Source organism: Brevibacterium sanguinis (genome assembly GCF_039528855.1).
GTDB lineage: Bacteria > Actinomycetota > Actinomycetes > Actinomycetales > Brevibacteriaceae > Brevibacterium > Brevibacterium sanguinis.
Genome location: NZ_BAAAMB010000010.1, coordinates 341,312 through 365,922, shown reverse-complemented (window position 1 = coordinate 365,922; position 24,611 = coordinate 341,312). Strand labels below are relative to the sequence as shown.

Genomic DNA, 24,611 nt, shown 5'->3' with positions numbered 1-24,611 from the left:
GGCGACAGCCTCACACCCACTCCACGTCGCCGACCTCCGGCTGGGCCCGCCCCGCTGTGAGGTCGGCGAACATCGTCAGGGCCGGGTCCACCTCGGCGACGGGGACGAGGACGTCGAGCGTCACCTCGGCGCCGTACTCCGCCCGCACCGACCAGCCGCGGACGCCCGCCGCGCGCTCGAGGGCGTTCGCCTGCGCGTAGTCGACGGTCGCCCGCACCGGCACGAGCTCCTGCTTCGTGATGATCGATGCCTCATCGACCGCCGCCGAGGCGGCCTGGCCGTAGGCGCGCACGAGCCCGCCCGCACCGAGCAGGGTTCCCCCGAAGTACCGGGTGACGACGGCGAGGACGTACGTGAGGTCGCGGCCGGCGAGGACGTCGAGGATCGGGGCGCCCGCCGTGCCCGCCGGTTCCCCGTCGTCGCTGAAGCGCTGCGTGCGCGCATCGGGATCGAGGATGAACGCCGTGCAGTGGTGGCGGGCCTTCGGATGCTCCGCGCGGCGGGCAGCGATGATCTCCCGGGCCTGCGCCTCGGTCTCCACCGGGGCGATGAGGCCGAGGAACCGGGACTTCCTGATCTCGATCTCGGCTGCGGCGGGGCGCGCGATCGTCCGGTAGGGCATGAGGTTCACTGTAGTCCGCGGACCTGGCCTCCCAGTGCTCTACCCTTGAGCGTAGGCGGCGCCGAGGCTGCGCCGCGCGCCCCGGTCAGGGGCCCGGACGAGCGCGAGAGGTGACGATCATGGAGCAGTTCAGCGACGCGGAGCTCGCGGAGATCAGGGACGAATCCGCCCGCGCCTACGACCTCGACCGGGCCCACGTTTTCCATTCGTGGTCGGCGCAGAGGACGCTCGACCCGATGACCGTCTCCCGCGCGGCGGGCTCGTACATCTACGACGGTGAGGGCCGCCCGCTGCTCGACTTCTCCTCCCAGCTCGTCAACACGAACATCGGCCACCAGCATCCCAAGGTCGTCCAGGCAATCAAGGACCAGGCCGATCTGCTCTGCACGATCAGCCCCGCCTACGCCAACGCCGCCCGGTCGGAGGCCGCGCGCCTCATCACCGAGCGCACCCCGGCCGGCCTCGACCACGTCTTCTTCACCAACGGCGGGGCCGACGCCAACGAGCACGCGATCCGCATGGCCCGCCTCCACACCGGCAGGCACAAGGTCCTCTCCCGCTACCGCTCGTACCACGGGGGCACGCAGACGGCGATCAACGTCACCGGCGATCCGCGCCGGTGGAGGAACGACCTCGGCGATTCCGGTGTCGTCCACTTCTTCGGCCCCTTCCTCTACCGCTCCGAGTTCGCCGCGACCACCGAGGCGGAGGAGACCGAGCGCGCCCTGCGCCACCTCGAGCGCACGATCGAACTCGAGGGCCCGTCGACGATCGCCGCGATCGTCCTCGAACCGATCCCCGGCACCGCGGGCATCATGATCCCGAGCCCGGAGTACATGCAGGGCGTGCGGGCGCTCGCCGACGCCCACGACATCGTCCTCATCGCCGACGAGGTGATGGCCGGCTTCGGCCGCACCGGCCGGTGGTTCGCCTTCGAGCACTTCGACATCGTCCCCGACATCATCACCTTCGCCAAGGGCGTGAACTCCGGGTACGTCCCGCTCGGGGGCGTCATCATGGACGATGCCATCTACGACTCCTTCGCCGAGGTGGCCTATCCCGGAGGTCTGACGTACTCCGGTCACCCGCTCGCGTGCGCGGCCGCGGTCGCGACGATCGACGCGATGGAGAACGAGGGCATGGTCGCCCACGCCGCCCGGATCGGCGAGGAGATCATCGGACCCCGTCTGCGGCAGATCGCGGAGGCCTCGAAGCATGTCGGCGAGGTCCGCGGGACCGGGGCGTTCTGGGCGATCGAACTCGTCTGGGACAAGGAGACGAAGGAGCCGCTGGCCCCCTACGGCGGCGGCTCACCCGAGGTCGCCTCGGTGCTCGCCGCCCTCAAGGAGCACGGCCTCGTCGCGTTCAGCAACTACCACCGCATCCACGTCGTCCCGCCGATCAACATCGGCGAGGACGACCTCGAGAAGGGCCTCGGCATCCTCGAGACGGTCCTCACCGACCTCGACTTCCCGCGCCGCTGAGCGCCCTCCCGCGCCGCTGAGCTACCGGGCGTCGTGGGTGAACGCGCCGCCGAGGACGGTCGCGCGGACGGGGATGCCGGCGATCTCGTCGGGGGCCACCTCGGCGGGATGGGCGTCGAGGGCGACGAAGTCGGCGAACTTCCCCCGGGTCAGCGTGCCCTTGTCCGCACCCTGCCCCGAGGCGACGGCGGCGACCGAGGTGTAGGCGGCGACCGCCTCGGCGGGGGTGAGCCGCTCGGCCGCCGCACCCATGACGTCGCCGTCCCGGGTCGCGCGGGTGACGAAGGCCTCGATGCCGCGCAGCGCCGTGCCGTCGGCGCACGGGCGATCCGAGCTGCCGGGCAGCAGGACCCCGGCGTCGACGAACGACTTCGCCCGGTAGAGCAGGCGGCGGCGCTCGGGTCCGAGCGACCGGTTCATCCCGTCGCCGATCGCCTCGGCGAACGCGGCCTGCGGGGTCACCGCGATGCCGTGTTCGGCGAGCGTCGCCAGGTGCTCGTCGTGGACGAGCCCCGCGTGTTCGATGCGGTTGGGCACCGCCCGCCTGCCGTGGAGTCTCTGCGCTTCGACGATGTTCGCGATCGCCGCATCGACGGCGGCGTCGCCGATCGCGTGGACGGCCAGCGACCACCCGGAGGCGTACGTGTCGAGGATCTGGCGGCGCAGCACCTCGGCGTCGGCCTGGAGATACCCGCGATGATCGCGGCCCGCGTAGTTCTCCCGCAGCGCGGCGGTCTCCCCGCTCATCGCCCCGTCCATGAAGAACTTCACCGGGCCGATGCTGATGAGGTCGTCGCCGAGGCCGGTGCGCAGTCCCGCGTCGAGGCCGATGCCGAAGCCGTCGGCCGGGTTCGCGGCGATCGCGTGGAGGCCGTCGGCCTGCGGCATCAGCTGCGCCCGGGCCCGCAGCCTCCCCTCCTCGCGGGCCCGCAGGTACGCGGAGATCTCGATGGGGGAGTGGCCGATCCAGCCGTAGGCGATGCCGCATTCGCCGAACGAGGTGATGCCCTCCTTCGCGTACTGCGTCGTCGCGAGATCGAGGGCCTCGACGATCGTGTCGAGCGAGTACGGGCGGATGAGGTCCTGGACGAGGCCCTGCGCGGTCTCCTCGACGAGTCCCGTCGGGTGGCCGGCCGGGTCGCGGACGACCTTCCCGCCGACCGGGTCGGTGAAGCCTCGGTCGAGGATGCCGGCCCGGCGCATCGCCTCGGTGTTGACGATCGCCGCATGTCCCGAGGTCTGGCGCATGAAGAGGGGCCGGCTGCCGGTGATCGCATCGAGGCGGGCGAGCTCCGGGTACTGCCCGTCGTAGTCGCGGTGGGCGAAACCGGTCGCCTCGATCCACTCGCCCTCGGGTGTCGTCGCCGCCGCCTGCTCGAGGGCCGCGTAGACGTCGGGCAGCCCCCCGGGCATCGCCGTGACGTCGACGGAGGCGAGTGTGAGGCCGAACCACGTCGTGTGGCAGTGGACGTCGTTGAAGCCCGGCAGCACGGTCGCCCCGCCGAGCGATTCGACGCGGTCGGCGGTGACGCCGTCGAGTTCCTCGTCGACGCCGACGATCCGACCGGCGAACACCCCGATCCGCTGGGCCCGGGGACGGGCGGGGTCGAGGGTGTGGGCGTCGAGATCCGTGAAGATCGCGTCGATTCTCATGGGGCTGCCTTCGTCGTGGACGTCGCTGTCACCGGTGACCCGGTCTTCTCGAGTCTGCCATCACAGCCGGGCGCCGCGGATCGCGGGGTCGGTGATGCAGTGGACGAGCGCCGGGCCCCGGTGGTCCAGCGCGGCGGCGAAGGCCTCACGGAAGTCCGCGGTCCGCTCGACCCGGATGCCGAGTCCGCCGAACGCCGTGGCCATCGCCGCGAAGTCGGGGTTGTCCAGGGCGGTGCCCGTCGCGCGGCCCGGGTAGTCGCGGTCCTGGTGGCCGCGGATCGTGCCGTAGACGGAGTTGTCGTTGACGACGATCGTGAGGTCGATCCCGTACTGCGCGGCCGTCGCGAGCTCCTGGCCGTTCATGAGGAAGTCCCCGTCCCCGGCGATGCAGAAGATCGTCCGGTCGGGGGCGACGAGTCCCGCGGCGACGGCGGCCGGCACCCCGAAGCCCATCGACCCGTTGCGCGGCCCGAGTGCCGAGGGGAAGGCGTGCGTGGGCAGGAACCGCGTCGCCCATCCGGAGAAGTTCCCCGCCCCGTAGGTGACGATCGCATCCTCCGGCAGCAGCTCCCTGACGTGGGTGAACGCCTCGTCCATGTCGACGAAGCCGGGGCCTGCCTCCGCTTCGGCCGGCGCCGGCTTCGGCACCCGCCATGCCTCGAGCTCGGCGCGGGCCGCGGTGATCCACGCAGGCAGCTCGGGCGCGGCCGCGCCGCCGGACTCCCCTTCGCCGACCTCGTTGACCGCGCCGTCTGCGGTCACCGCGTAGTCCGGGGTCCCGTCCGCGGCGACGAGTCGGGCGGCGAACCGGCTCACCGAGGTGACGATGTGCTCATCGAGGCGCCCGAAGTGACCGTGCGCATCGGGGTCGGGGCCGATGACGATCGTCTTCTGCTCCGTGCCGAGCGTGAACCCGTCGGTGGCGACGTCCGTGCGGACGCAGCCGAGGAAGATGTGGAGGTCGGCCTCGGCGAACACCCGCTCGGCCACCGGGGCCGCCCCGTACCCGAGGATGCCGAGGAAGTTCGGGCTGTCGTGGTCGATCCCGTCGTAGGCGCGGAATGTGCCGAGCACCCCGAGACCCCGGTCGGCCGACCAGCGGGCGATGCGCTCGGCCGTGGCCTGCGGCCAGTCCTCCCCGCCGATGATGAGGACGGGACGCTCGGCCTGATCGATGCGGGCCCGCACCTCGGTGAGGTCGCCGTCGTCGGGGGCGGGCACCCCGACGGTCAGGGGCGGCAGCGCCGAGGCGGTCGTGCGCTGGGTCAGCACCTCCTCGGGCAGGCCGACGACGACGGGACCCGGCCGGCCGGTGACCGCGGTGTGCAGGGCGTCGGCGACCACCTCGGCGGCCTTGTCCGGATCATCGAGGACGAGGACCTTCTTCGTCGTCGAGCCGAACCACCCGGTGAGGTCGAACTCCTGGAACGACTCCCGACCGCGGTGGGAGGTGGGGATGAGGCCGACGAAGACGACGAGCGGGGTCGCGTCCTGGTGGGCGGTGTGGACGGCGGCCATGACGTTCGCAGCGCCGGGACCGCGGGTGACCATGGCGACCCCCGGGACCCCGGTCATCCGCCCCTCGGCCACGGCCATGTACCCGGCCCCGCCCTCCTGGCGGCAGACGATCGGGGTGATCGGCGAATCGTGGAGTCCGTCGAGGACGTCGAGGTAGGACTCGCCCGGGACGAGGTAGGCACGGCGGACGCCGTGGGCCTCGAGCTCGCGGACGATGAGGTGGCCGGCGGACAGCGACTCTGATGCATCCATTCCTCATGCTTATCACTCTTTCGTCTCAAGTGGGCACCGCGGTGGCGAAACGGATGAGGGCAGGCCGTATGATCGTCAGCACAACGGATTTCGCACCACGCCAGGAGGCTCCAGCATGACCGGCATCGACTCCGACGATCTTCCGGGACGGGCGATCTTCACGCCCGAACCGTCGGCTTCCGGAGGAGGTGCGCGAACGCCGCTGCGACCGGGGTTCCTGACGAGACCGGAGAAGGCGAAGCTCGAACGCGACCCGGGAATGCCGGCGAGCACGTGGCGGCTGCGCTCGGACGCGTGGGAGTACCTCAAGTACGCGATCAAGCGCCTCGTGATGAGCGGCGGGGACTTCTCGATGATCGCCGCCGACGGCGAGGTGTGGCGGTCCCTGCGGTCGCTGAAGACCATCGAGCTCTACTGGGGCGGGTTCGGGCAGCGCTACGTCGAGGAGATCGCCGAGCTCCTCTCCGACGGCGAGTTCGACCGAGCCCACGACATGATCACCCGCGCGGTCAACCGGCTGCGCGGGACGACGGTGCCCGACCTCCTCGAGGACGAGCTCACCGAGGAGGAGCGCAACGAGCTGCGTGACCGGCAGGACCAGCGTCCCCGGTTCGAGGTCCTCATCGTCGACGAGACGACCGAGGGCGGGCGCGACGAACTCCACTCCGACCTGCTCAAGCTTCGCAGCCCCTCCGACCAGTTCATCTACGACTACGTCATCGTCCCCACCGCCGATGACGCCGTCGTCGCGGCGCTGACGAACCCCAACCTGCTCGCGTGCGTCATCCGGCCCGGATTCACCGACCGCACCCGCGAGGTGCTCAGCCGTGACCTCCGCACCGCCGTGGCCTACGCCCACGAGGGGACGACGTCGTCGCCGACCGGCCCGATGAGCCCGCTCAACTCGGTGCGCCGGGTGCTGCGGCTGGCCGACACGCTCGCCGGCATCCGCCCCGAACTCGACCTCTACCTCATGGCCGGGGCGCACATCGAGAGCCTCGCCGGGGCGCTCACCCACCGCTTCCGCCGCGTCTTCCGCCGGGAGGACCAGTTCGAGCTCCACCTCTCCCTCCTCCGCCGCGTCCAGCACCTCTACGACACCCCGTTCTTCGCCGCGATCCAGGAGCACGCCCGGCGCCCCGCCGGGGTCTTCCACGCCCTGCCGGTCTCCCGCGGCGGATCGGTCGTCGGGTCGAAGTGGATCAGCGACTTCGTCGACTTCTACGGCCTCAACCTGCTGCTCGCCGAGACGAGCGCGACCTCGGGCGAACTCGACTCCCTGCTCGCCCCGGTGCGCACCCTGAAGAAGGCGCAGTCCCTGGCCGCCCGCGCGTTCGGTGCGAAGCGCACGTACTTCGTGACGAACGGGACGTCGACGGCGAACAAGATCGTCCACCAGGCCGTCGTCGCCCCCGGCGAGGTCGTCATGGTCGACCGCAACTGCCACAAGTCCCACCATCACGCGCTCATGCTCACCGGGGCCCGGGCCGCCTACCTCGAGGCGTACCCGCTCAACGACTTCGCGTTCTACGGCGCGGTGCCGCTGTCGCGGATCAAGCAGCTCCTCCTCGACTACCGGGCCGCCGGTCGCCTCGACGAGGTGCGGATGATCACGCTGACGAACTGCACGTTCGACGGCATCGTCTACGACCCCGAGCGGGTGATGGCCGAATGCCTCGCGATCAAACCCGACCTCGTCTTCCTCTGGGACGAGGCGTGGTTCGCCTTCGCCCGCTTCCATCCCGTCACCCGCAAGCGCACCGCGATGGTCGCGGCCGAGCGGCTCGATGAGAACCTGCGGACGAACGCCCACGACGCCGCGTACCGGGAGCAGCGGAAGCGGCTGTTCGATCCGGTCACCGGGGAGCCGGCGCCGGACGAGGTGTGGCTGAACGAGACCCTGCTCGCCCCGCCGGATGCGACGATCCGGGTGTATGCGACGCAGTCGACGCACAAGACCCTGACCGCGCTGCGGCAGGGGTCGATGATCCACGTCTACGATCAGGAGTTCGGAGCCGGCGCCGAGGAGGCCTTCCACGAGGCGTACATGACGCACACCTCGACGTCGCCGAACTATCAGATCCTCGCCTCCCTCGACCTCGGTCGCCGGCAGGTCGAGATGGAGGGCTTCGCGCTCGTCCAGAAGCAGCTCGACCTCGCCGTCAGCCTTGCCTCGGCGGTGGCCCGGCACCCGCTTTTGAAGAAGACGTTCCGCGTGCTCACCGCCAAGGACCTCATCCCCGCCGAATACCGGGAGACGACGCGGTCGATGCCGCTGCGCGACGGCCTCGGGACGTTCTGGAGCGCGTGGACGACGGACGAGTTCGTCGTCGACCCGAGCCGGATCACCATCGAGATCACCGGCACCGGCGTCGACGGGGACACGTTCAAACACGAATACCTCATGGACCGCTACGGGATCCAGGTCAACAAGACGAGCCGGAACACCGTGCTCTTCATGACGAACATCGGCACCTCCCGGTCGGCCGTCGCCTACCTCATCGAGGTGCTCGTCAAGATCGCCGAGAAGTTCTCCGACCCGCACGCGCTCACCCGGGCGAACGCAGCGACGGAACTCGCCGCCGTGATGCCGCCGCTGCCCGACTTCAGCGCCTTCGCCCCGGAATACGCCGCCGAGGTGCCCGCCGAGGACCCCGAGGCGCAGCTGCCCGACGGGGATCTGCGGTCCGCGTACTACGCGGGTCTGCGGCAGAAGTCGGTCGAGTACGTCCTCCCGCACGAGCTGCGCCGCCGCGTCGACGCCGGGGAGACCCCCGTCTCGGCCGGGTTCGTCACCCCGTACCCGCCCGGCTTCCCGGTGCTCGTGCCCGGTCAGGTCATCACCGCCGAGGTGCTCGACTTCATGTCCGCGCTCGACACCCGGGAGATCCACGGCTACGACGCGCGCCTGGGCTATCGGGTCATCCTCGCGGAGGTCGCCGGAGAGGCGGAGACGACCGGCTGAAACCAGTGTGACTTGTGCCATACTCGGTGCATGGACATTCAACTCGAACCCGGAGACATCGACACCGCGGTTCCGCCCTCGGGACCCGGATGCGTCGAATGCGAAGCCACGGGCGGCTGGTGGGTGCACCTGCGCCGATGCGCGGCCTGCGGTCACATCGGGTGCTGCGACACCTCCCCGTCGCAGCATGCGAGCAAGCACGCCGCGGAGACCTCGCACCCGGTCATCCGCAGCTACGAGCCGGGCGAGACGTGGTTCTACGACTTCCGCACCGAGCAGGTCTTCGACGGACCCGAGCTCGCGCCGCCGGAGTCTCACCCCGCATCCCAGCCGGTGCCCGGGCCCGCAGGCCGCGTTCCCGCGGACTGGATGGACAAGGTCCACCGCTGAGCGCCCCCACCCACGAAAGGTTCCGTCATGGCCAGTGACAAGTCGATCCATCAGCAGATCAACGACGCCGTCGAGGAGGAGCGCGAACTGCGCCGCCGCCTCGGTGCCGGTGAGATCACCGAGGAGCAGGAGCACCAGCGCATCGCCCAGCTCGAGGGCGAGCTCGATCAGCTCTGGGATCTCCTCCGCCAGCGGCAGGGGGAGCGCGATGCCGGACGCGATCCCAACCTCGCGAAGGAGCGTCCCGTCAGCGAAGTCGAGAACTACCTCCAGTGACGGACACCGCAGCCCCTGAGACAACCGCCGATTTCGTCGTCGTCGGGTCGGGGGCGGGCGGCGGACCGCTCGCCGCGAACCTCGCCGCGGCGGGGTTCAGCGTCGTCGTCCTCGAGGCCGGCCGCGATCACCGGTGCCGGTACTACGACATCCCCGTCATGCAGGCCTATGCCAGCGAGGACGTCGACATGGTGTGGAACTTCTTCGTCTCCCACTACGACGATCCCGACCGCGGAGCGCGGGATTCGAAGTGGGTCGACGAGGAGGGCGGGATCCTCTATCCGCGGGGCAGCACGCTCGGCGGCAGTACCGCGGTCAGCGCCCTCGTCCACATCGCTCCGCATCCGCGGGACTGGGATGCCCTGGCGTCGCTGACCGGGGACGAGACCTGGGGCAGTGCGCACATGCGGACGATCTTCGAGCGCATCGAGGACTGGCAGGGCGTCGACGCCCGTCCCCTGCCCGGCGACACCGAGGCCGAGCGCGACCAGAAGGCGCACCACGGGCACGGCGGATGGCTGCCGACGACCCGGGCGGATCCGGCGATCGCCGGTCGCGAACCGCGGTTCCTCGACATCATCAACGCCACCGAGGCGACGAGCCGGGAGAGGTTCGACATCCCCGCCGAGGTGTCCCTGCCGCGTGACATCAACGCCGCCGACACCCCGCCGGAGTACCAGGGCATGTCGTTCGTGCCCGTCGCCGCCGGCGGTGGGCACCGCAACGGCGCCCGGGAACGGCTGCTCGCTGCGCGGGATGCTCACCCGGAGAACCTGACGATCATCGAGGATGCGCTGGCCACGCGGGTGGTCCTCGAGGGCACCCGGGCCGTCGGGATCGAATACCTGCCCGGTGCCGGGCTCTACCGGGCGACCCCGGAGGCGCGCCGGTCCGCGGAGGCGTCGCCGGCGGCCCGCATCGTGCGCGCCCGCCGCGAGGTGATCATCGCCGGCGGGGCGTTCAACACCCCGCAGCTGCTCAAGCTCTCCGGGATCGGTCCGGCCGCCGAGCTGCAGGAGCTCGGCATCCCCGTCGTCGTCGATCTGCCGGGGGTGGGGGAGAACCTCCACGACCGCTACGAGGTCTCGGTCGTCAACGAGCTCGACGCCGACTTCCCGATCTTCGACGGGTCGACGCTCGACCTGCCCGCACCGGGCGAACCCGATGACCACCTCATGAAGGAGTGGAAGGACGACCGCGGCGGCCCGTATTCGACGAACGGGTCGCTCGCGGCCCTCGTCGCCCGCACGAGTGCCGCCTCCGATGACGGCACCGATGTCATCGTCTTCTCCCTCGCCGCGGACTTCCACGGGTACTACCCGAACTACTCGTACGACGCGAAGCCCCACCACAACCGGATGAGCCTCCTCGTGCTCAAGGGCTGGACACGGGACCGTGCCGGGTCCGTGCGGCTGCGCTCGGCCGATCCGCGGGATGTCCCCGACATCCGGATGCGGTATTTCGACGAGGGGTCCGAGGGCTGGGAGACCGACCTCGACGGCGTCGTCGACGGGATCGAGCTCGCGCGGGAGATCGCCTCGAACATCGAGAACACCCGCATCGTCCGCGAGCTCGTCCCCGGCGCCGAGGCGGACACCCGGGAGAAGCTGCGCGATCACGTCATGGCCGAGGCCTGGGGCCACCATGCGTGCGGCACCGCGAAGATCGGCACCGCTGACGATCCGCTGGCGGTGCTCGACGGGGACCTGCGGGTGCGGGGTGTCGAGGGCCTGCGCGTCGTCGACGCGAGTGTCTTCCCCGACATCCCCGGCTACTTCATCGCCAGCGCCGTCTACATGGTCAGCGAGAAGGCGTCGGACCAGATCATCGCGGAGCACAGCGGCCGCTGAGGCGGCACCTGACGCCTCCGCCGCCGAGACGACCACTCCGCGCCGAGATCGCCGCTTATAACCGGTGGTCTCGGCGTTAAGTGGTGGTCTCGATGAGGAAGGAGACCCATGAGCACCATGGAGTACACGCGGATTGACGCGTCGCACGCTGCGGCAGCGCGCACGACGATCACTCGTGCCTTCGCCGCGGACCCCCTCCTCGAGTGGCTCTTTCCTGCCGAGCAGTGGGAGGCCAGTGAACGCCTTGACGCGATTGCGACCTTCTACTGGCCGAGTGTCGAATCCTATGCCGCTCGGAGCGCCGGGCATGTCGCTGTCGATGAGGGCGCGGTCGTCGGTGTCGCCGTGTGGCGCATCCCCGACAAGGGCTCTCCAGGACTGACTCTGCCCAGTGCGTCCGGTATCGCGCGGCTGCTCTTGGGAGACAAGCTGAGAGCGCTCGCGGAAGGGATGCGTGAGGCTCGCGGAGACTCGGCGCTGCCGAGCGGCCCGTATCTCCACGATCTGGCAGTGACTGCCGATCGTCGAGGGGAGGGAATCGGGACGGCACTCATCGAGGCCGGCCTTCGCGAGTTCGGTGCCGAGGGCGCATGGCTGGAGACGACGAACCCGAACAACCACGGACTCTACGAGCGTGCTGGCTTCGAGGAAGTCCACGCGGGCGCGGTCGGCGACTCAGGGGTGACGATGACGCGGATGGCTGTGAATCACTGATTTGCCGAGACCACCGCTTGGCATCGAGACCGCCACTTCTGCCCGGCGGTCTCGATGCGAAGTGGTCGTCTCGATGGTGGCTTAGAAAATTTATGTGGTGCTTGCATTCATTTGAAGCTGTTTGATAGCTATTGTGAGTTCATGGTCACTGTGTTCAGCTCGAGTGAGTTGCGCGACCTCGGCGTCGGGGCCGACACGTTCGACGAGTGCATCGGCAGGATCCGCCGCGGCTGGTTCGTGCTCAAGAAGCCATGCGAGAACACGGCCCATGAGGTCCTCCACGAGATCCATGAAGCGTCGGGACATCCGTACCCGCAGACCTTCGGGGACATCCGTGACAGCACGGAGCAGCTCAAGACGCTCATCCGCTCCTACGCGCGGGAACTGCTTCCGGGGAGCTTCTTCTCCCACGTCTCGGCAGCCATCATCCACGGACTCGATCCGCCGTTTCCCACGACGACAGCGGCCGAGCTCATCCGGTCCGGGTATGGGAAGAGGAAGCAGACGGTCCACTACCGGAATCGTGAAGTCGGGCCTGACGATCGCGCCCGCGTCGGCGACCTTCCCGTGACGTCGATGAGGCGGACGCTCCTCGACCTTGCCCACGACTATCCGAGCGATGTCTCGGTCCCCTTCATCTCCCAGGCTCTGCGCGAGGGGAAGGTGTCAAAGACGTCACTCGAGAGCGGTATCCGCCTCGGCGGCAGGGGGTGCAGGAACGCACAGCTGGCGCTTGAGCTGGCGAGCCCGCTGCACGAATCAGCGGGCGAGGCGCTGTGCGCGGTCAGGTTCCACCGCTTCGGAATCACCGGCATGATTACGCAGGTCGACTCGTTTGATGCCAGCGGCTCCTGGATCGCCCGCAACGACTTCCGGCACGAGACTCTGCCGCTCGTCGTCGAGTTCCACGGGCTGGGGAAGTACTTCCTCAACGAGGGCGGGCCCGACCGGGCGAGTGCGAAGAACCACGAACGTCACATGAAGCTGCTCAACTCCGGACTGCGAGTGTTCAACCTCGTATGGGGAGACCTCTTCCGCGCCCAGCCGTTCATGGAGATCAAGGCCGAGCTCAAAGCGCTTGCCTCATCGAGATCACCACTTGGAATCGAGACCGCCACTTCTGCCCGGAGGTCTCGGCGTTAAGTGGTGGCCTCGGCGTCAGTCGGTGCCATTGAGGTCGAATCGCTCGACGAAGCGGCGCTGCCACGGGGTCTCGACGGCGCGGACATCGTAGTGGGTGCGGACGAAGGCGACCGCCTCGGTGGGAGTCACTCCGTCGAGGACTGCCAGGCAGGCCAGTGCGGTCCCGGTGCGCCCGCGCCCACCGCTGCAGGCGACGCCGACGCGTTCGAACTCCGCTCGCCTCCAGCACTCGACGAACGCATCCGCGGCATCGTCCCGGTCCTTCGGCAGGGCGAAATCGGGCCACGCCACCCACCGCAGATCCATCGCTGGCGCGGGACCATGCGTCTCCGACTCGAACTCGCGCTGCCGGCCGAGGAGGATGAGCTCGAAGTCCGCGGCGTCCGGTCGGTCATCTGCAGCAACGCGTCTCGACCGCGCCAGGGAGCGCCCCCGAACCAATCGACCCGACGACAACGCGAGGACGCCCTGACTCGTCGGATCCCAGCTGCTCACGACTGCTACTCCAGCTGTCCCGGGTGGAGGACGCGAGAGAGGAAGTCCTTCGTCCGCTGCTCCTGCGGATTGCCGATGACGTCCCTGGCCGGGCCCTCCTCGACGACGACCCCGCCGTCCATGAAGACGACACGATCGGCGACCTGGCGGGCGAACTCCATCTCGTGGGTGACGACGACCATCGTCATCCCCGCCTCGGCGAGGCGACGCATGACCTGAAGGACATCGCCCACGGTCTCCGGGTCGAGCGCCGAGGTCGGTTCGTCGAAGAGCATGAGGTTGGGGTCCATCGCGAGCGCGCGGGCGATCGCGACGCGCTGCTGCTGGCCGCCGGAGAGCTGATCGGGGTAGCGCTCGGCGAAGCCCTCCAACCCCACCTGTGCGAGGCGGTCGAGGGCGATCCGCTCCGCTTCCGCCCTGCCCCTCTTGAGCACCCGGCGCTGCGAGATCGTGCAGTTGTCCATGACCGTCAGGTGCGGGAAGAGGTTGAATGCCTGGAACACCATGCCGACATGCCGGCGCAGACTGTTGATCTCCACATCGGGGTCCGTCGCGTCGTAGCCCGCGACGGTGATCGTCCCGGCGTTGGGCTGCTCGAGCAGATTGACGCAGCGCAGCAGGGTCGACTTCCCGGATCCTGAGGGTCCGATGAGGCAGACCACCTGACCCGGCTTGACGTCGAGATCGATGCCCTTGAGCACCTCGACATCGTCGTAGGACTTGTGCAGGCCGGTGATCGTGCACCCTTCGGCGTGGATGTCCTCGGTCGGTTTCGATGCAATCGACATATCGTCCTACTTCTTGATCTTGGCGGTGCGCGACTCGAAGCGCCGGGCGAGGATCCCCAACGGGACCGTGATGACGAGATAGCAGACACCGGCGACGACGAGCGGTGTCAGCCCCGCCTCCGGATTGGAGATCGCCTCTCTGCCGAACTTCGTCAGCTCGTACTGGGAGGCGGTGAGTCCGAGGATGTAGATGAGCGAGGAATCCTTCGTCATGAGGATGATCTCGTTCGTCAGCGGCGGCAGGATGATGCGGAACGCCTGCGGGATGACGATCGTGACCATCGCCCGCGTGTGGGACATGCCCAGCGACCGCGCCGCCTCGTACTGGCCCTTCGGCACGGCCTGGAGCCCGGCGCGGATCGTCTCGGCGATGTAGGCGGACTCGACGATGCCGAGCGCGAGCATCACTGTGACATAGGTGTCCATCCGGATGCCGAACGCGTAGGGCACCGCATAGCCGAACGCGAGGAAGACGAGAAGGGCGGGCACGCCGCGGAAGAGCTCGATGTAGGCCGTCGCGATCCACCGGTAGGGAGCGACCGACGAGATCTTCATCAGCGCGAGGAGGATCCCGAGCGACAGCGCGAGCACGAACCCGAGCGCCGTGTAGATGATCGTGTTGACGAGCGCAGTCGTGATGATCTCGGGGAACTGCGCCGCGATCACGTCGGGATTGAAGAACTTGAGGTAGATCGTCTGCCAGTCGGCGAGGAAGACGGCGAGAAGGACGGCGACGATGAGGATGCCGTATTGGATGCCGCGGGATGTTCGCTCGCGCTGGCGCACGCTGAGAGCCAAAGTGCCTCCAGAATTCTGGGCCCGATGTGAGGAGCCCTCATGCATCCGGCGGGGTGGGCCGCATGCGGTGTCGGTGAACGGGAACCTGCCGAGGCCCGGCCGGCATCACGCCGACCGGGCCTCGTGGACGGACGTCAGGGAGTCGTCGCCGCCCGATCCGCTTCGGGGATCCGCGCGGCATCGGCGACGTCGCCGAACCACTTGTCGACGGCGGCGTCGTAGGCGCCGTCGGAGTAGAGGCGCTGCATCGTCGTGCCGAAGGCGTCGAGCATCGGCTGATTGCCCTTCTTCACCGCGGCGCCGAGGACCTCGCCGGTGTCGTACTCCTCGACGAAGACGAGGTTGTCGTCAGCGGCGACGGCGGTGGAGATGATGGAGATGTTGCCGATCACCGAATCGACCTGACCGGTCTGGATCGCCTGGGTCATCAGCCCCGAATCCTCGAACTGGACGGGTGTGGCGCCGTTGTCCTGGGCATAGGTCTCACCGGTCGTCGCCTGCTGCACGCCGACCTCCTTGCCCTTGACGTCGGCGATTCCCTTGATGCCGGACTCCTTCGTCGCCATGAGCCCGAGGTTGTCCTTGAGGTACGGCGCGGAGAAGTCCATCTTCGTCTTCCGGTCCTCCGTGATCGACATGCCCGACAGGGCGATGTCGCACTGAGCGGTGTCGAGCGCCGACCCGGACTGGATGGCCTCGAAGGCGGTCGTGATGACGTTGAGCTCGACGCCGAGGTCGTCGGCCAGGCCCTGGGCGAGGTCGATGTCGAAGCCGACGTTCTCGCCGTTCTCGACGAACTCGAACGGCTCGTAGGGAATGTCGGAGCAGACGGTGAGCTGTCCTTCGCTGACGAGGGGAACCCCGCCCTCGGCCGTCGGTTCCGAACCCGATCCTCCACCTCCGCATGCGGACAGGGCGAAGAGAGCGCCAGCGGCCACGGCGGCCATGGTCAAGCGTCGTTTCATGGATCCTCCCAGATCGTCGGTGACGGCGATGTCACACGCATGTGCGCCGCTCAGCAACCGAATTCTGAGCGGCATCTGTGAGGAATCGTACCGTGTCCTGTGTCACATCGATGTTTCGTCGGCCCTCGCCGAGGTGGTCGTTGCCAAACCGTTGCACGAAGCGCCGAGGCGGACCTGCGGGTCCACCTCGGCGTTGGCTGTTGCTCTGCTGAGTTCAGCTCTGCGTTCGGCTGGGTCGGGACTCAGCTCAGTTCGGCCTCGATGTCGAGGTCCGCGGTCTCCTTCGCGAAGTAGAGCGCGACGAACGTGAGGAACGCGGCGGCGACGATGTAGAGGCCGCACCAGAAGATCGTGCCTCCCTCGGCCTGCCACAGCGCGACCATCGCGAACGGTGCGGGACCGGCGCCGATGACGCTGGCCATGTTGTACGACACCGCCGAACCCGTGTAGCGGACGTTGGCGGGGAAGAGCTCGGGCAGGTACGCGGCCATCGGCCCGAACGTCAGACCCATGAGGGTGAAGCCGATGATGAGGGCGGCGACGACGCCGACGGTGCCCGCGTTGAAGAGCACGTTGACGGCGAGCCCGTAGACGGCGATGAGCACCGTGACGCCCATGAGCATCTTCCGGCGTCCGAGCTTCTCCGCGAGCGGTCCGGAGACGACGGTGAAGATGCCGAAGAACACGACGCCGATGATGAGGTAGGTGAGGAACTCGTTCTTCTCATAACCGAGCCCCGCGACGAAGCCCGCGGGATCGAAGGGCTTGCCGGCCGCCTCGGCGGCGGTCTCCGCCTGCTCCACCGTCGCCGGGGACGTGCCGTACGTGAGCGTGAACGCGGTCATGAAGTAGAAGATGACGTAGGTCGCGAGCATGATGAACGTGCCGAGCAGCAACGGCAGCCAGCTGCCGGTGAAGACGCGGCCGATCGGGGCCCGGGAGATCTGCTGGCGCTGCTCGACGAGTTGGAACGCCGGGGTCTCCATGAGCGAGAGCCGGACGTAGAGGCCGACGGCGACGAGGAGGGCCGAGAGGAGGAACGGGATCCGCCAGCCCCACGCGAGGAACGCCTCGGGCGAGAGCCACGAGTTGAGGCCGACGAAGAGGAGGTTGGCGAGGATGAACCCGACGGGCGCGCCGAGCTGCGGGAATGTTCCCCAGATCGCGCGCTTGCCCTTGGGCGCGTTCTCCGTCGCCAGCAGCGCCGCGCCCGACCATTCGCCGCCGAGGCCCACGCCCTGGGAGAAGCGGAGGAGGACGAGGAGGAGCGGGGCGAGGACGACCCAGCCGGGGGTCTCGGCGGTGGGGAGGAGGCCGATGAGGAACGTGCCGATGCCCATGATGAGCAGGGACGCGATGAGCGTCTTCTTCCGGCCGATGCGGTCGCCGAAGTGACCGAAGATGATCGACCCGACGGGGCGGGCGACGAAGGCGACGCCGAAGATCGCGAACGAGCTCAGCAGCTGCGTCGTCGAGGTCTGGTTGGGGAAGAAGAGGGCGGGGAAGACGAGTGAGGACGCCGTCGCGTAGGCGTAGAAGTCGAAGAACTCGATGGTCGTGCCGACCATCGAGGCGCTCAGCACCTTGCCGCGCGTGTTGTTCTTCCTCGTCGCCGCGATCGCCTCGGACTCGGCTGCGGACTGCGCGGGCGCGCCGTCCGGCTGTGTTTCGGTGGACATGTTCTCTGTGCTCCGCTGTGGTGGTGAAGACGGGCAGTCGTGCTCGTGTGGACGGACCGACACTACGCTCGTCTCAGCAGGCGCACAGCCTGTGTCTCAGAAATTGAGATCGCCGGCCGGGGCGCGGAGGATCACAGGTCGAGCGTCGTCCGGCTCGACGACGCGGCCGGGCCCTTCCGGCGCAGGACGATCGCGATCGTCAGCACGATGAGACCGGCGATGCACAGGCCCACCCCCACCCACGCGGGTGCCCGATAGCCGAGACCGGCGGTGATGACGATGCCGCCGAGCCACGCGCCGAGGGCGTTGGCGAGATTGAACGCCGCGTGGTTCATCGCCGCCGAGAGACTCGGGGCGTCGGTCGAATCGCGCAGCAGCCGCATCTGCAGAGAGGTCGTGATCATGGACCCTGCGATGCCGATGAAGAAGAGCGCGACGATCGCGACCGCGGCGTTCTCCGTGAACGCCCCGAACGCGGCGAGGACGAGAGCGGAGAGGATCATGCCGCCGGTGCCCGACCGTTCGATCGACTTGTCGACGAGCGGACCGGCGATGAGCGAACCCGCCGTCATGCCGAGACCGTAGACGGCGAGCACCCACGGGATCGCGGTCTCCGGGACATGGGCGACCTCGGTCATCGTCGGGGTGATGTAGGTGTAGACGGCGAACATGCCGCCGAAGCCGATCGAACCGGCGAGCAGCGTGAGGATGATCTGCGGCCGCGCCAGGGCTTTCATCTCCCCGCGGGCCGAGGGTGCTTGGGAGAGTCTCACCGTGGGCACTGCGATGGCGACCATGATGACGGTGAGGATGCCGAGCGCGGCGACGAGCGCATAGGCGCTGCGCCAGCCGAAGGCGTTGCCGAGGGCCGCGGCGACGGGCACGCCGACGATGTTCGCGATCGTCAGACCGAGCATGACCCTCGCCATCGCCCGGCCGCGGCGGCCCACCGGCACGAGCGAGGCCGCGACGATCGCGCCGATGCCGAGGTAGGCGCCGTGGGGGAGGCCGCTGACGAAGCGGGCGATGTTGAACAGCGCCGCATTCGGCGCGAGCATCGAGGCGACATTGCCGAGGGCGAAGAGTCCCATGAGGCACAGGAGCAGGAGCTTGCGGTCCATGTGCGCGGCGATCGTCGTGATGAGCGGGGCGCCGACGACGACGCCGAGGGCGTAGAGGGACACCGCATGCCCGGCCTGCGGGACGGTGATGCGCAGCTCGGCGGCGATCTGCGGGAGGAGACCCATCGTGGCGAACTCTGTGACGCCGATCCCGAACGCGCCGATCGCGAGGGCGAAGACGGCGAATTTGTAGGTCCGGCGGGGCACGGGCGCATCGCTCATGGCTGTCCTCTGGGATGGGGTGCGGATTCTCACCGACGGCAGGGCGGCCGCGGCAACCGCACCAGCCTAGTGCCCGCGACCGGGCACCGGTAGTCCGCGCCGTCACAATGTGATCGGTCCCATGTCAGTGCGCCGGGCTACTGTGAGAGACATGACGGTGATGAGCGACGATCCCCATGCGGCTGACCCCGAACCGCCGCCGGGCGGACAGCGGACGTTCCTCCATGTCCTCGTCAACACTGCCATCGCCAACGTCACGACGAGCTTCCTCTGGTTCGCCCTGACCTTCTGGGTCTACCTCGAGACCCGATCGGTGCTCGCCACCGGGGTCATCGGCGGGGCGTACATGCTCCTCGTCGCTCTCTTCTCGATGTTCTTCGGCACCGTCGTCGACCGGTTCCGCAAGCTTCGGGTCATGGTCGTCGCCACGGCCGGCACGCTCGTCCTCTTCGCCGTCACCGGGCTCATCTACCTGGCGGTGCCGAATGCGATCCTCCTCGACATCGGCGGACCGTGGTTCTGGATCTTCAGCATCGTCATGCTCGCCGGGGCCGTCGTCGAGCAGCTGCGCGGCATCGCCCTGTCGACGACCGTGTCCCTGCTCGTGCCCGGGCCCAAGCGCGCCAACGCGAACGGCCTCGTCGGCACCGTCCAGGGGCTCGGCTTCCTCGTCACGAGCGTCTTCAGCGGACTCGCCGTCGGGTTCCTCGGGATGGGCTGGTCGATCGCCATCGCCGTCGTCCTCATCGGCCTCTCCCTCCTCCACCTCCTCACCCTGCGGATCCCCGAGCCGGTCATCGTCGCCTCCGCGGGGCAGCCGGGCTGGGTCGACATCCGCGGCGGCCTCGCCGCGGTCCTCGCCGCCCCCGGGCTCTTCGCGCTCGTGCTCTTCACGACGCTCAACAACCTCGTCGGCGGCGTCTACATGGCGCTCACCGACCCCTACGGGATCGAGGTCTTCGGGTCCGCTCAGGCCTGGGGCATCGCCCTGGCCGTGGTCTCGACCGGGTTCATGATCGGCGGCGGACTCGTCGCGAAGTTCGGTCTCGGGCGCAACCCGATCCGCACGATGCTCCTCTTCTGCTGCCTCATCGGACTGCTCGGCGCGGTCTTCGCACTGCGCGAGTCCTGGCTCCTCTACGGCCTCGGACTGTGGGGCTTCTTCCTCATGCTGCCGGTCATCGAGGCCGCCGAGCAGACGGTCATCCAGCGGGTCGTGCCGTTCCGTCAGCAGGGCCGCGTGTTCGGCTTCGCCATGACGTTCGAGGCGGCCTCGGCGCCGATCACCGCGTTCCTCATCGCCCCGATCGCGGAGTTCTGGGTCATCCCGTACATGCGCACCGATGCGGGCGCCGACCGCTGGGGCTGGCTGCTCGGCGAGGGGGACGTGCGCGGCATCGCGCTCGTCTTCCTGTGGACGGGCATCGTCTCGATCGTCCTCGCTCTCGCCGCCTTCGGCACCCGCGCCTACCGGATGCTCTCAGCCCAGTACCTCGAGGTCGCGGCCAAGGACGGTGCGGCCAAGGACGGTGCGGCCAAGGACGGCGCGGCCAAGGATGGCGCCGCCGCGGACGGCGCCTGAGCGCGCCGGGTCAGTCGAGACCGTCGGCGTCGACCTCGGCGAGAGCCTCTGCGGCGACGGCGAAGGCGGTGTTGGCCGAGGGCACCGAGCAGTAGATCGCGGACTGGAGGAGGATCTCCTTGACCTCGTCGCGGCTGAGCCCGTTGCGCAGCGCGGCCTTGACGTGCATCTTCAGTTCCGCCTCGTGTCCACCGGCGATCATCGCCGTGAGCGTGATCGCCGAGCGCATCCGCCGGTCGAGGCCCGGCCGCGTCCAGATCTCACCCCACGCGAAGCGGGTGATGAGGTCTTGGAAGTCGGCGGTGAAGTCCGTGATCGCGGCGTTCGCCCGGTCGACGTGGGCATCGGAGAGGACCTCGCGGCGCACTCCCATCCCCGCCTCCCACACGGCGTCGCGGTCGGCGTCACGCGGTCCCGAGGCTGTCGGCCGGGGCACATCGGCAGCCGCCCCGGTCTCTGTCCCGCTCGTGCCGCGGCCGGCGAGGAAGTCGGAGAGGAGTCCCGCGGTGACGACGGGCGCCTCGATCGGGACGAGGTGGGCGGCTCCCTCGATGATCTCGAGGAGCGCACCGGGGACGGCATTGGCGATCTCGGCGAGCTTCGTCGGCGGGGTCGGAGTGTCGTGCTCACCGGCGACGGCGAGCAGCGGCAGGCCGATCTCGGACAGGCGCCCCCGGATGTCGAAGTCGGCGAGCGTGTAGCAGAGCGCGGCGTAGGAGAAGCGGTCGGCATCCTGGAGGGAATGGAGGAGTGCCGCCGAGGCCTCGGGTTCGCGTTCCATGAATCCGGGGCCGAACCACCGTTCGGCCGATCCGATGACCTGCGTCGGGGTTCCGGAGATCGCGACGGTCTCCGCGCGCTCCTCCCAGCCCGGGGCTTCGCCGATCTTCGCCCCGGTGCAGAACACCGCCGCCCGTTCGAACCGCTCCGGATGATCGAGGGCGAGCTGGAGGGCGATGGCACCGCCGATCGAGTCCCCGGCCAGCGACACGGCCACCTCCGAGTCGCCGACGACATCGGGAAGGACACGGTCGACTGTCGTGAGCACCGCCTCGGCGAGATCGGCCATCGAGACCCGGGGAACCTCCGAGCGCGACGCTCCGGCCCCCACGTCGAGGGCGGGGGAGCGACCGTGACCGGGCAGGTCGATGCCGATGACCGCGGTGTCGGGGGCGATGTCGGCCAGGGCGCTCGCCGCCTGCTGCCACAGCGCGCCCACCGAGGTGCCGAGCGAGGGCAGGGCGATGACGACCCGGGCAACGGGGGCGGTCGGGGTCGTGAGGACTGAGGCGGTGAGTTCCACGGTGGTCGCTTTCGTCAGGGGGTGGTCGGGTCGGTCGTGCGGATGATCGTCTCCCGGATGCCCTCGGCCTCGCCGAGGTAGGACGACGGTGCGAAGAATCCCTCCAGCTCCGCGGGGTCGGGGACCGGCCCGGGGGTCGCGGAGAGGGCGGCGCCGAGGCGCTCGGCGGGGTCGCCGGAACCGGAGAGGATCTCCGTGATCGCGTCCTTCGACAGGCGGTCGCCGAAGACGATCGTGAGCTTCTCGCCGTAGATGCCGGGACCGGCGGCGTCGAGGTTGCGGCGCATCGCCTCGGGGCGGGCGCTCAGTCCGGTGGCCATCTCCTCGAGGAGGGCCAGGGAGGACAGGGCGAGGACCATGAGCGCGGACAGGGCCGGCCATTCGGCATGCCAGGCGCCGTCGGAGCGCTCCTCGACGGCCGCGGCGCCGGTCGTCGCGACCGTGGCGAGCAGGCCCGGGGCGCGCATGCCGTTGCGGTGGAGGAGGACGGCGACGGTCGGGTTGGTCTTCTGCGGCATCGCCGAGGAGCCGCCGGTCGCGGCGAGGGCGAGTTCCCCGACCTCGGGGCGGGTGCCGATGAGGACGTTGCGCGCGATCGAGGAGCCCACACCCACGCACTGGGTGAAATGGGTCGCCCAGGTCAGGACGCGGACCCGGTCGGTGTGCCAGGGAACGGGGGTGGGGGAGAGGGCGGCGTCGGGTCCGCGCAGCTGGACCTCGAACTCCCGCAGCAGCGCCTCGGTGCGGTCCCCGGCGAACTCCCGGATCGCCGCGCGCGTGCCGGCGGCCCCGCCGACCTGGACGGCGTCGCTGCGGGGCGTGAGAGCGGCGACCTCGGCGACCTCCGCCGCCCACGTCGCAACCCGCAGACCGAACGTCGTCGGCAGCGCCGGCTGGGTGAGGGTGCGGGCCAGGCACAGGGTGTCGGCATGGGCCTCGGAGAGGGAGCGGAGCGCCTCGGTGATGACGTCGAGACGCGCCCGGGTCTCGGCGATCGTGCGGGTGACGAGGAGGCCGAGCGCGGAGTCCATGACATCCTGGCTCGTCAGCCCCCGGTGGAGGGCACGGCCCGCCTCGGGAGTGAGGCGGGCGCGCACCCGGGTGAGGAACGGGATGACGGGATTGCCGCCGGATTCGGCGTCGGCGGCCAGGCCTGCCAGCGCCTCCGCATCGGCCTGGAGGTCCCACGTCACGGCATCGACGGCCCCGGTGACCGCGGTCCGCGTCTCCGCGGAGACGAGACCGGCCGCCGCCTGCGCGGTCACCCACGCGCTCTCAACCTCGCCGATCGCCCCGACGAGCGCCGCATCGTCGACGCTGTCGGCGCCGCGAAGATCGCCGGGGGCGAAGAGCAGCCGGGTGCGGCTCATGCAGTCTCCTCTGTCGTCTCAGTCGGTGTCGTCTCAGTCTCGGTCGACGGCCATCTCAGTCGGTGTGGCCGGGGAACCGGAGGAACGGGGTCTCGTCCTCTCCCTGCAACCGTATGTCGAAACGCAGCGTCCCGTCAGCCTCCCGGGTCGCGATGAGACGCTCCCGCTCGGCCGGGTCGAGGGAGGACAGCAGCGGATCGGCGGCCAGCGCCTCGGCGTCACCGGGGATGTAGACCCGGGTGAAGAGCCGGTTGAGCAGGCCGCGGGCGAAGACGACGACGCTGATGAAGGCGGCCTTGCCCGCCTCGGTGGGGCCGGGGACGACGGTCGAGAAGCTGAACCGGCCCTCGGGGTCGCAGGCGGCGCGCCCGAACCCGGTGAACGTGAAGCCGTCACGGCGCAGCGACCCCGTCGCCCGGGAGACCGTGCCGGTCTCGTCCGGCTGCCAGATCTCGAGGATCGCATCGGGCACGGGCACCCCCGCGCCGTCGTAGACGACTCCGGCCAGCTGCACGGCGTTGGCCGCTGCCGGCGGGACGAGCGCGCTGTCGCCCGGGTAGGGCAGGGCGTAGCCGTAGAAGGGTCCCACGGTCTGGCCGGGGGTGGCGGTGTACTCGGTCTCAGGCATCGTCGTCCTCTTCCATCCAGGTCCGCTCGGCTCCCGTGAGGACGATGTCCCACGAGTAGCCCATGAGGAATTCGTGTTCGGTGATGTCGTGGTCGTAGGTGGCCACGAGGCGCTCGCGCGCCTTCTCGTCGGTGATCGACTGGAAGATCGGGTCGAGGGCGAAGAGCGGGTCACCGGGGAAGTACATCTGCGTGACCATCCGCTGCGTGAACTCGGTGCCGAAGAGCGAGAAGTGGATGTGGGCCGGCCGCCACGCATTGTGGTGGTTCTTCCACGGGTAGGGACCGGGTTTGATCGTCGTGAACGAGTACGATCCGTCCGGTCCCGTCAGGGTGCGCCCGACCCCGGTGAAGTTCGGGTCGATGGGGGCCGGGTGCTGGTCGCGTTTGTGGATGTAGCGGCCGGCGGAGTTCGCCTGCCAGATCTCGACGAGCTGACCGGCGACCGGCCGGCCGTTGCCGTCGAGGACCCGGCCGGTGACGCGGATGCGCTCGCCGATCGGCTCCCCGCCGGCCTGGATCGTCAGATCCGATTCGAGGGTGCCGATGTCCCGGTGGCCGAACGCCGGGGAGTACAGCTCGATCGTCTCCGGGTCGGTGTGGCGGGGATCCTTCGTCGGGTGCCGCAGCAGCGAGGACCGGTAGGGCGGGTAGTCGAGTCGCGGCTGCGTCTCGACCGGGGCGCCGGCTGCCACGGCGTCTTCGTACTCGCGGCCGATCTCGTTGATCTCCGCGCTCAGCGTCGCCTGCGATTCGGCGGCGTCGTCGGGACCGGAGAGCTTCTGTGCGCTCAT

Annotated in this window: 21 protein-coding genes; 8 read left to right on the top strand and 13 right to left on the bottom strand. The window is 69.5% G+C overall.

The window, feature by feature from the left end:
* Positions 1 to 10: 10 nt before the first annotated feature.
* Positions 11 to 622 carry a YigZ family protein gene (locus ABD154_RS13605; protein ID WP_198500556.1) on the bottom strand — a complete coding sequence of 204 codons (612 nt, stop codon included), beginning with the start codon at positions 620 to 622 and terminating at the stop codon, positions 11 to 13.
* Positions 623 to 741: 119 nt separating this feature from the next.
* Between ABD154_RS13605 and ABD154_RS13600 the strand changes: the two genes are divergently transcribed.
* Positions 742 to 2,106, top strand: coding sequence for an aspartate aminotransferase family protein (locus ABD154_RS13600; protein WP_198500557.1), 1,365 nt, complete (start codon positions 742 to 744; stop codon positions 2,104 to 2,106).
* Between the two features lie 21 nt (positions 2,107 to 2,127).
* Here the strand turns inward: ABD154_RS13600 and ABD154_RS13595 are convergent, their stop codons facing one another.
* Positions 2,128 to 3,759 (bottom strand): amidohydrolase, encoded by a 1,632-nt coding sequence (locus ABD154_RS13595; RefSeq protein WP_198500558.1) that lies wholly within the window; start codon positions 3,757 to 3,759, stop codon positions 2,128 to 2,130.
* A 60-nt stretch (positions 3,760 to 3,819) separates the two neighbouring features.
* Positions 3,820 to 5,529, bottom strand: coding sequence for a thiamine pyrophosphate-dependent enzyme (locus ABD154_RS13590; protein ID WP_344251446.1), 1,710 nt, complete (start codon positions 5,527 to 5,529; stop codon positions 3,820 to 3,822).
* Positions 5,530 to 5,644: 115 nt separating this feature from the next.
* Between ABD154_RS13590 and ABD154_RS13585 the strand changes: the two genes are divergently transcribed.
* The 6 genes from ABD154_RS13585 (at position 5,645) to ABD154_RS13560 (ending at position 12,867) form a co-directional block, all read left to right on the top strand.
* A complete protein-coding gene (locus ABD154_RS13585; protein ID WP_344251445.1) occupies positions 5,645 to 8,494 on the top strand; it encodes an aminotransferase class I/II-fold pyridoxal phosphate-dependent enzyme in 2,850 nt (949 codons plus the stop codon).
* A 30-nt stretch (positions 8,495 to 8,524) separates the two neighbouring features.
* Positions 8,525 to 8,884 carry a UBP-type zinc finger domain-containing protein gene (locus ABD154_RS13580; protein ID WP_344251444.1) on the top strand — a complete coding sequence of 120 codons (360 nt, stop codon included), beginning with the start codon at positions 8,525 to 8,527 and terminating at the stop codon, positions 8,882 to 8,884.
* Between the two features lie 27 nt (positions 8,885 to 8,911).
* Positions 8,912 to 9,160, top strand: coding sequence for a DUF2630 family protein (locus ABD154_RS13575; protein ID WP_137825187.1), 249 nt, complete (start codon positions 8,912 to 8,914; stop codon positions 9,158 to 9,160).
* The gene (locus ABD154_RS13570; RefSeq protein WP_344251443.1) at positions 9,157 to 11,010 is read left to right on the top strand and encodes a GMC family oxidoreductase; all 1,854 of its coding nucleotides are present in this window, start codon (positions 9,157 to 9,159) and stop codon (positions 11,008 to 11,010) included. Before ABD154_RS13575 ends, ABD154_RS13570 begins: the two co-directional genes overlap by 4 nt.
* 117 nt (positions 11,011 to 11,127) lie before the next feature.
* Positions 11,128 to 11,724, top strand: a complete 597-nt coding sequence (locus tag ABD154_RS13565; RefSeq protein ID WP_344251442.1) for a GNAT family N-acetyltransferase — start codon at positions 11,128 to 11,130, stop codon at positions 11,722 to 11,724.
* A 141-nt stretch (positions 11,725 to 11,865) separates the two neighbouring features.
* Positions 11,866 to 12,867, top strand: coding sequence for a hypothetical protein (locus ABD154_RS13560; protein WP_344251441.1), 1,002 nt, complete (start codon positions 11,866 to 11,868; stop codon positions 12,865 to 12,867).
* 15 nt (positions 12,868 to 12,882) lie between these two features.
* Here ABD154_RS13560 and ABD154_RS13555 read toward each other — a convergent pair whose 3' ends face one another.
* From ABD154_RS13555 to ABD154_RS13530, 6 genes are all read right to left on the bottom strand, one after another.
* A complete protein-coding gene (locus ABD154_RS13555) occupies positions 12,883 to 13,362 on the bottom strand; it encodes a protein-tyrosine phosphatase family protein (protein WP_344251440.1) in 480 nt (159 codons plus the stop codon).
* A 5-nt stretch (positions 13,363 to 13,367) separates the two neighbouring features.
* Positions 13,368 to 14,150: an amino acid ABC transporter ATP-binding protein gene (locus ABD154_RS13550; RefSeq protein ID WP_137825183.1), complete on the bottom strand. Its 783-nt coding sequence runs from the start codon at positions 14,148 to 14,150 to the stop codon at positions 13,368 to 13,370.
* A gap of 6 nt (positions 14,151 to 14,156) precedes the next feature.
* Complete coding sequence (locus ABD154_RS13545; protein ID WP_198500565.1) at positions 14,157 to 14,948, bottom strand: amino acid ABC transporter permease; 792 nt, start codon at positions 14,946 to 14,948, stop codon at positions 14,157 to 14,159.
* A gap of 134 nt (positions 14,949 to 15,082) precedes the next feature.
* Positions 15,083 to 15,913, bottom strand: a complete 831-nt coding sequence (locus tag ABD154_RS13540) for an ABC transporter substrate-binding protein (protein ID WP_137825181.1) — start codon at positions 15,911 to 15,913, stop codon at positions 15,083 to 15,085.
* 242 nt (positions 15,914 to 16,155) lie between these two features.
* Entirely contained in the window at positions 16,156 to 17,592 is a 1,437-nt protein-coding gene (locus ABD154_RS13535; RefSeq protein ID WP_137825180.1) for an MFS transporter, read from the bottom strand.
* A gap of 131 nt (positions 17,593 to 17,723) precedes the next feature.
* Positions 17,724 to 18,935 carry an MFS transporter gene (locus ABD154_RS13530; protein ID WP_344251439.1) on the bottom strand — a complete coding sequence of 404 codons (1,212 nt, stop codon included), beginning with the start codon at positions 18,933 to 18,935 and terminating at the stop codon, positions 17,724 to 17,726.
* A 151-nt stretch (positions 18,936 to 19,086) separates the two neighbouring features.
* Between ABD154_RS13530 and ABD154_RS13525 the strand changes: the two genes are divergently transcribed.
* Positions 19,087 to 20,517 carry an MFS transporter gene (locus ABD154_RS13525; RefSeq protein ID WP_376904147.1) on the top strand — a complete coding sequence of 477 codons (1,431 nt, stop codon included), beginning with the start codon at positions 19,087 to 19,089 and terminating at the stop codon, positions 20,515 to 20,517.
* Positions 20,518 to 20,527: 10 nt separating this feature from the next.
* Here ABD154_RS13525 and pcaDC read toward each other — a convergent pair whose 3' ends face one another.
* Genes pcaDC through pcaH form a run of 4 tightly spaced genes read right to left on the bottom strand, consistent with a single transcriptional unit; the run spans position 20,528 to position 24,611 of the window.
* Positions 20,528 to 21,820 (bottom strand): bifunctional 3-oxoadipate enol-lactonase/4-carboxymuconolactone decarboxylase PcaDC, encoded by a 1,293-nt coding sequence (gene pcaDC, locus ABD154_RS18045; RefSeq protein ID WP_486303277.1) that lies wholly within the window; start codon positions 21,818 to 21,820, stop codon positions 20,528 to 20,530.
* Positions 21,821 to 21,834: 14 nt separating this feature from the next.
* A complete protein-coding gene (locus tag ABD154_RS13510; protein WP_344251438.1) occupies positions 21,835 to 23,190 on the bottom strand; it encodes a lyase family protein in 1,356 nt (451 codons plus the stop codon).
* 55 nt (positions 23,191 to 23,245) lie between these two features.
* Positions 23,246 to 23,818 carry a protocatechuate 3,4-dioxygenase subunit alpha gene (gene pcaG, locus ABD154_RS13505; protein WP_344251437.1) on the bottom strand — a complete coding sequence of 191 codons (573 nt, stop codon included), beginning with the start codon at positions 23,816 to 23,818 and terminating at the stop codon, positions 23,246 to 23,248.
* Positions 23,811 to 24,611 carry a protocatechuate 3,4-dioxygenase subunit beta gene (gene pcaH, locus ABD154_RS13500; RefSeq protein ID WP_344251436.1) on the bottom strand — a complete coding sequence of 267 codons (801 nt, stop codon included), beginning with the start codon at positions 24,609 to 24,611 and terminating at the stop codon, positions 23,811 to 23,813. Before pcaH ends, pcaG begins: the two co-directional genes overlap by 8 nt.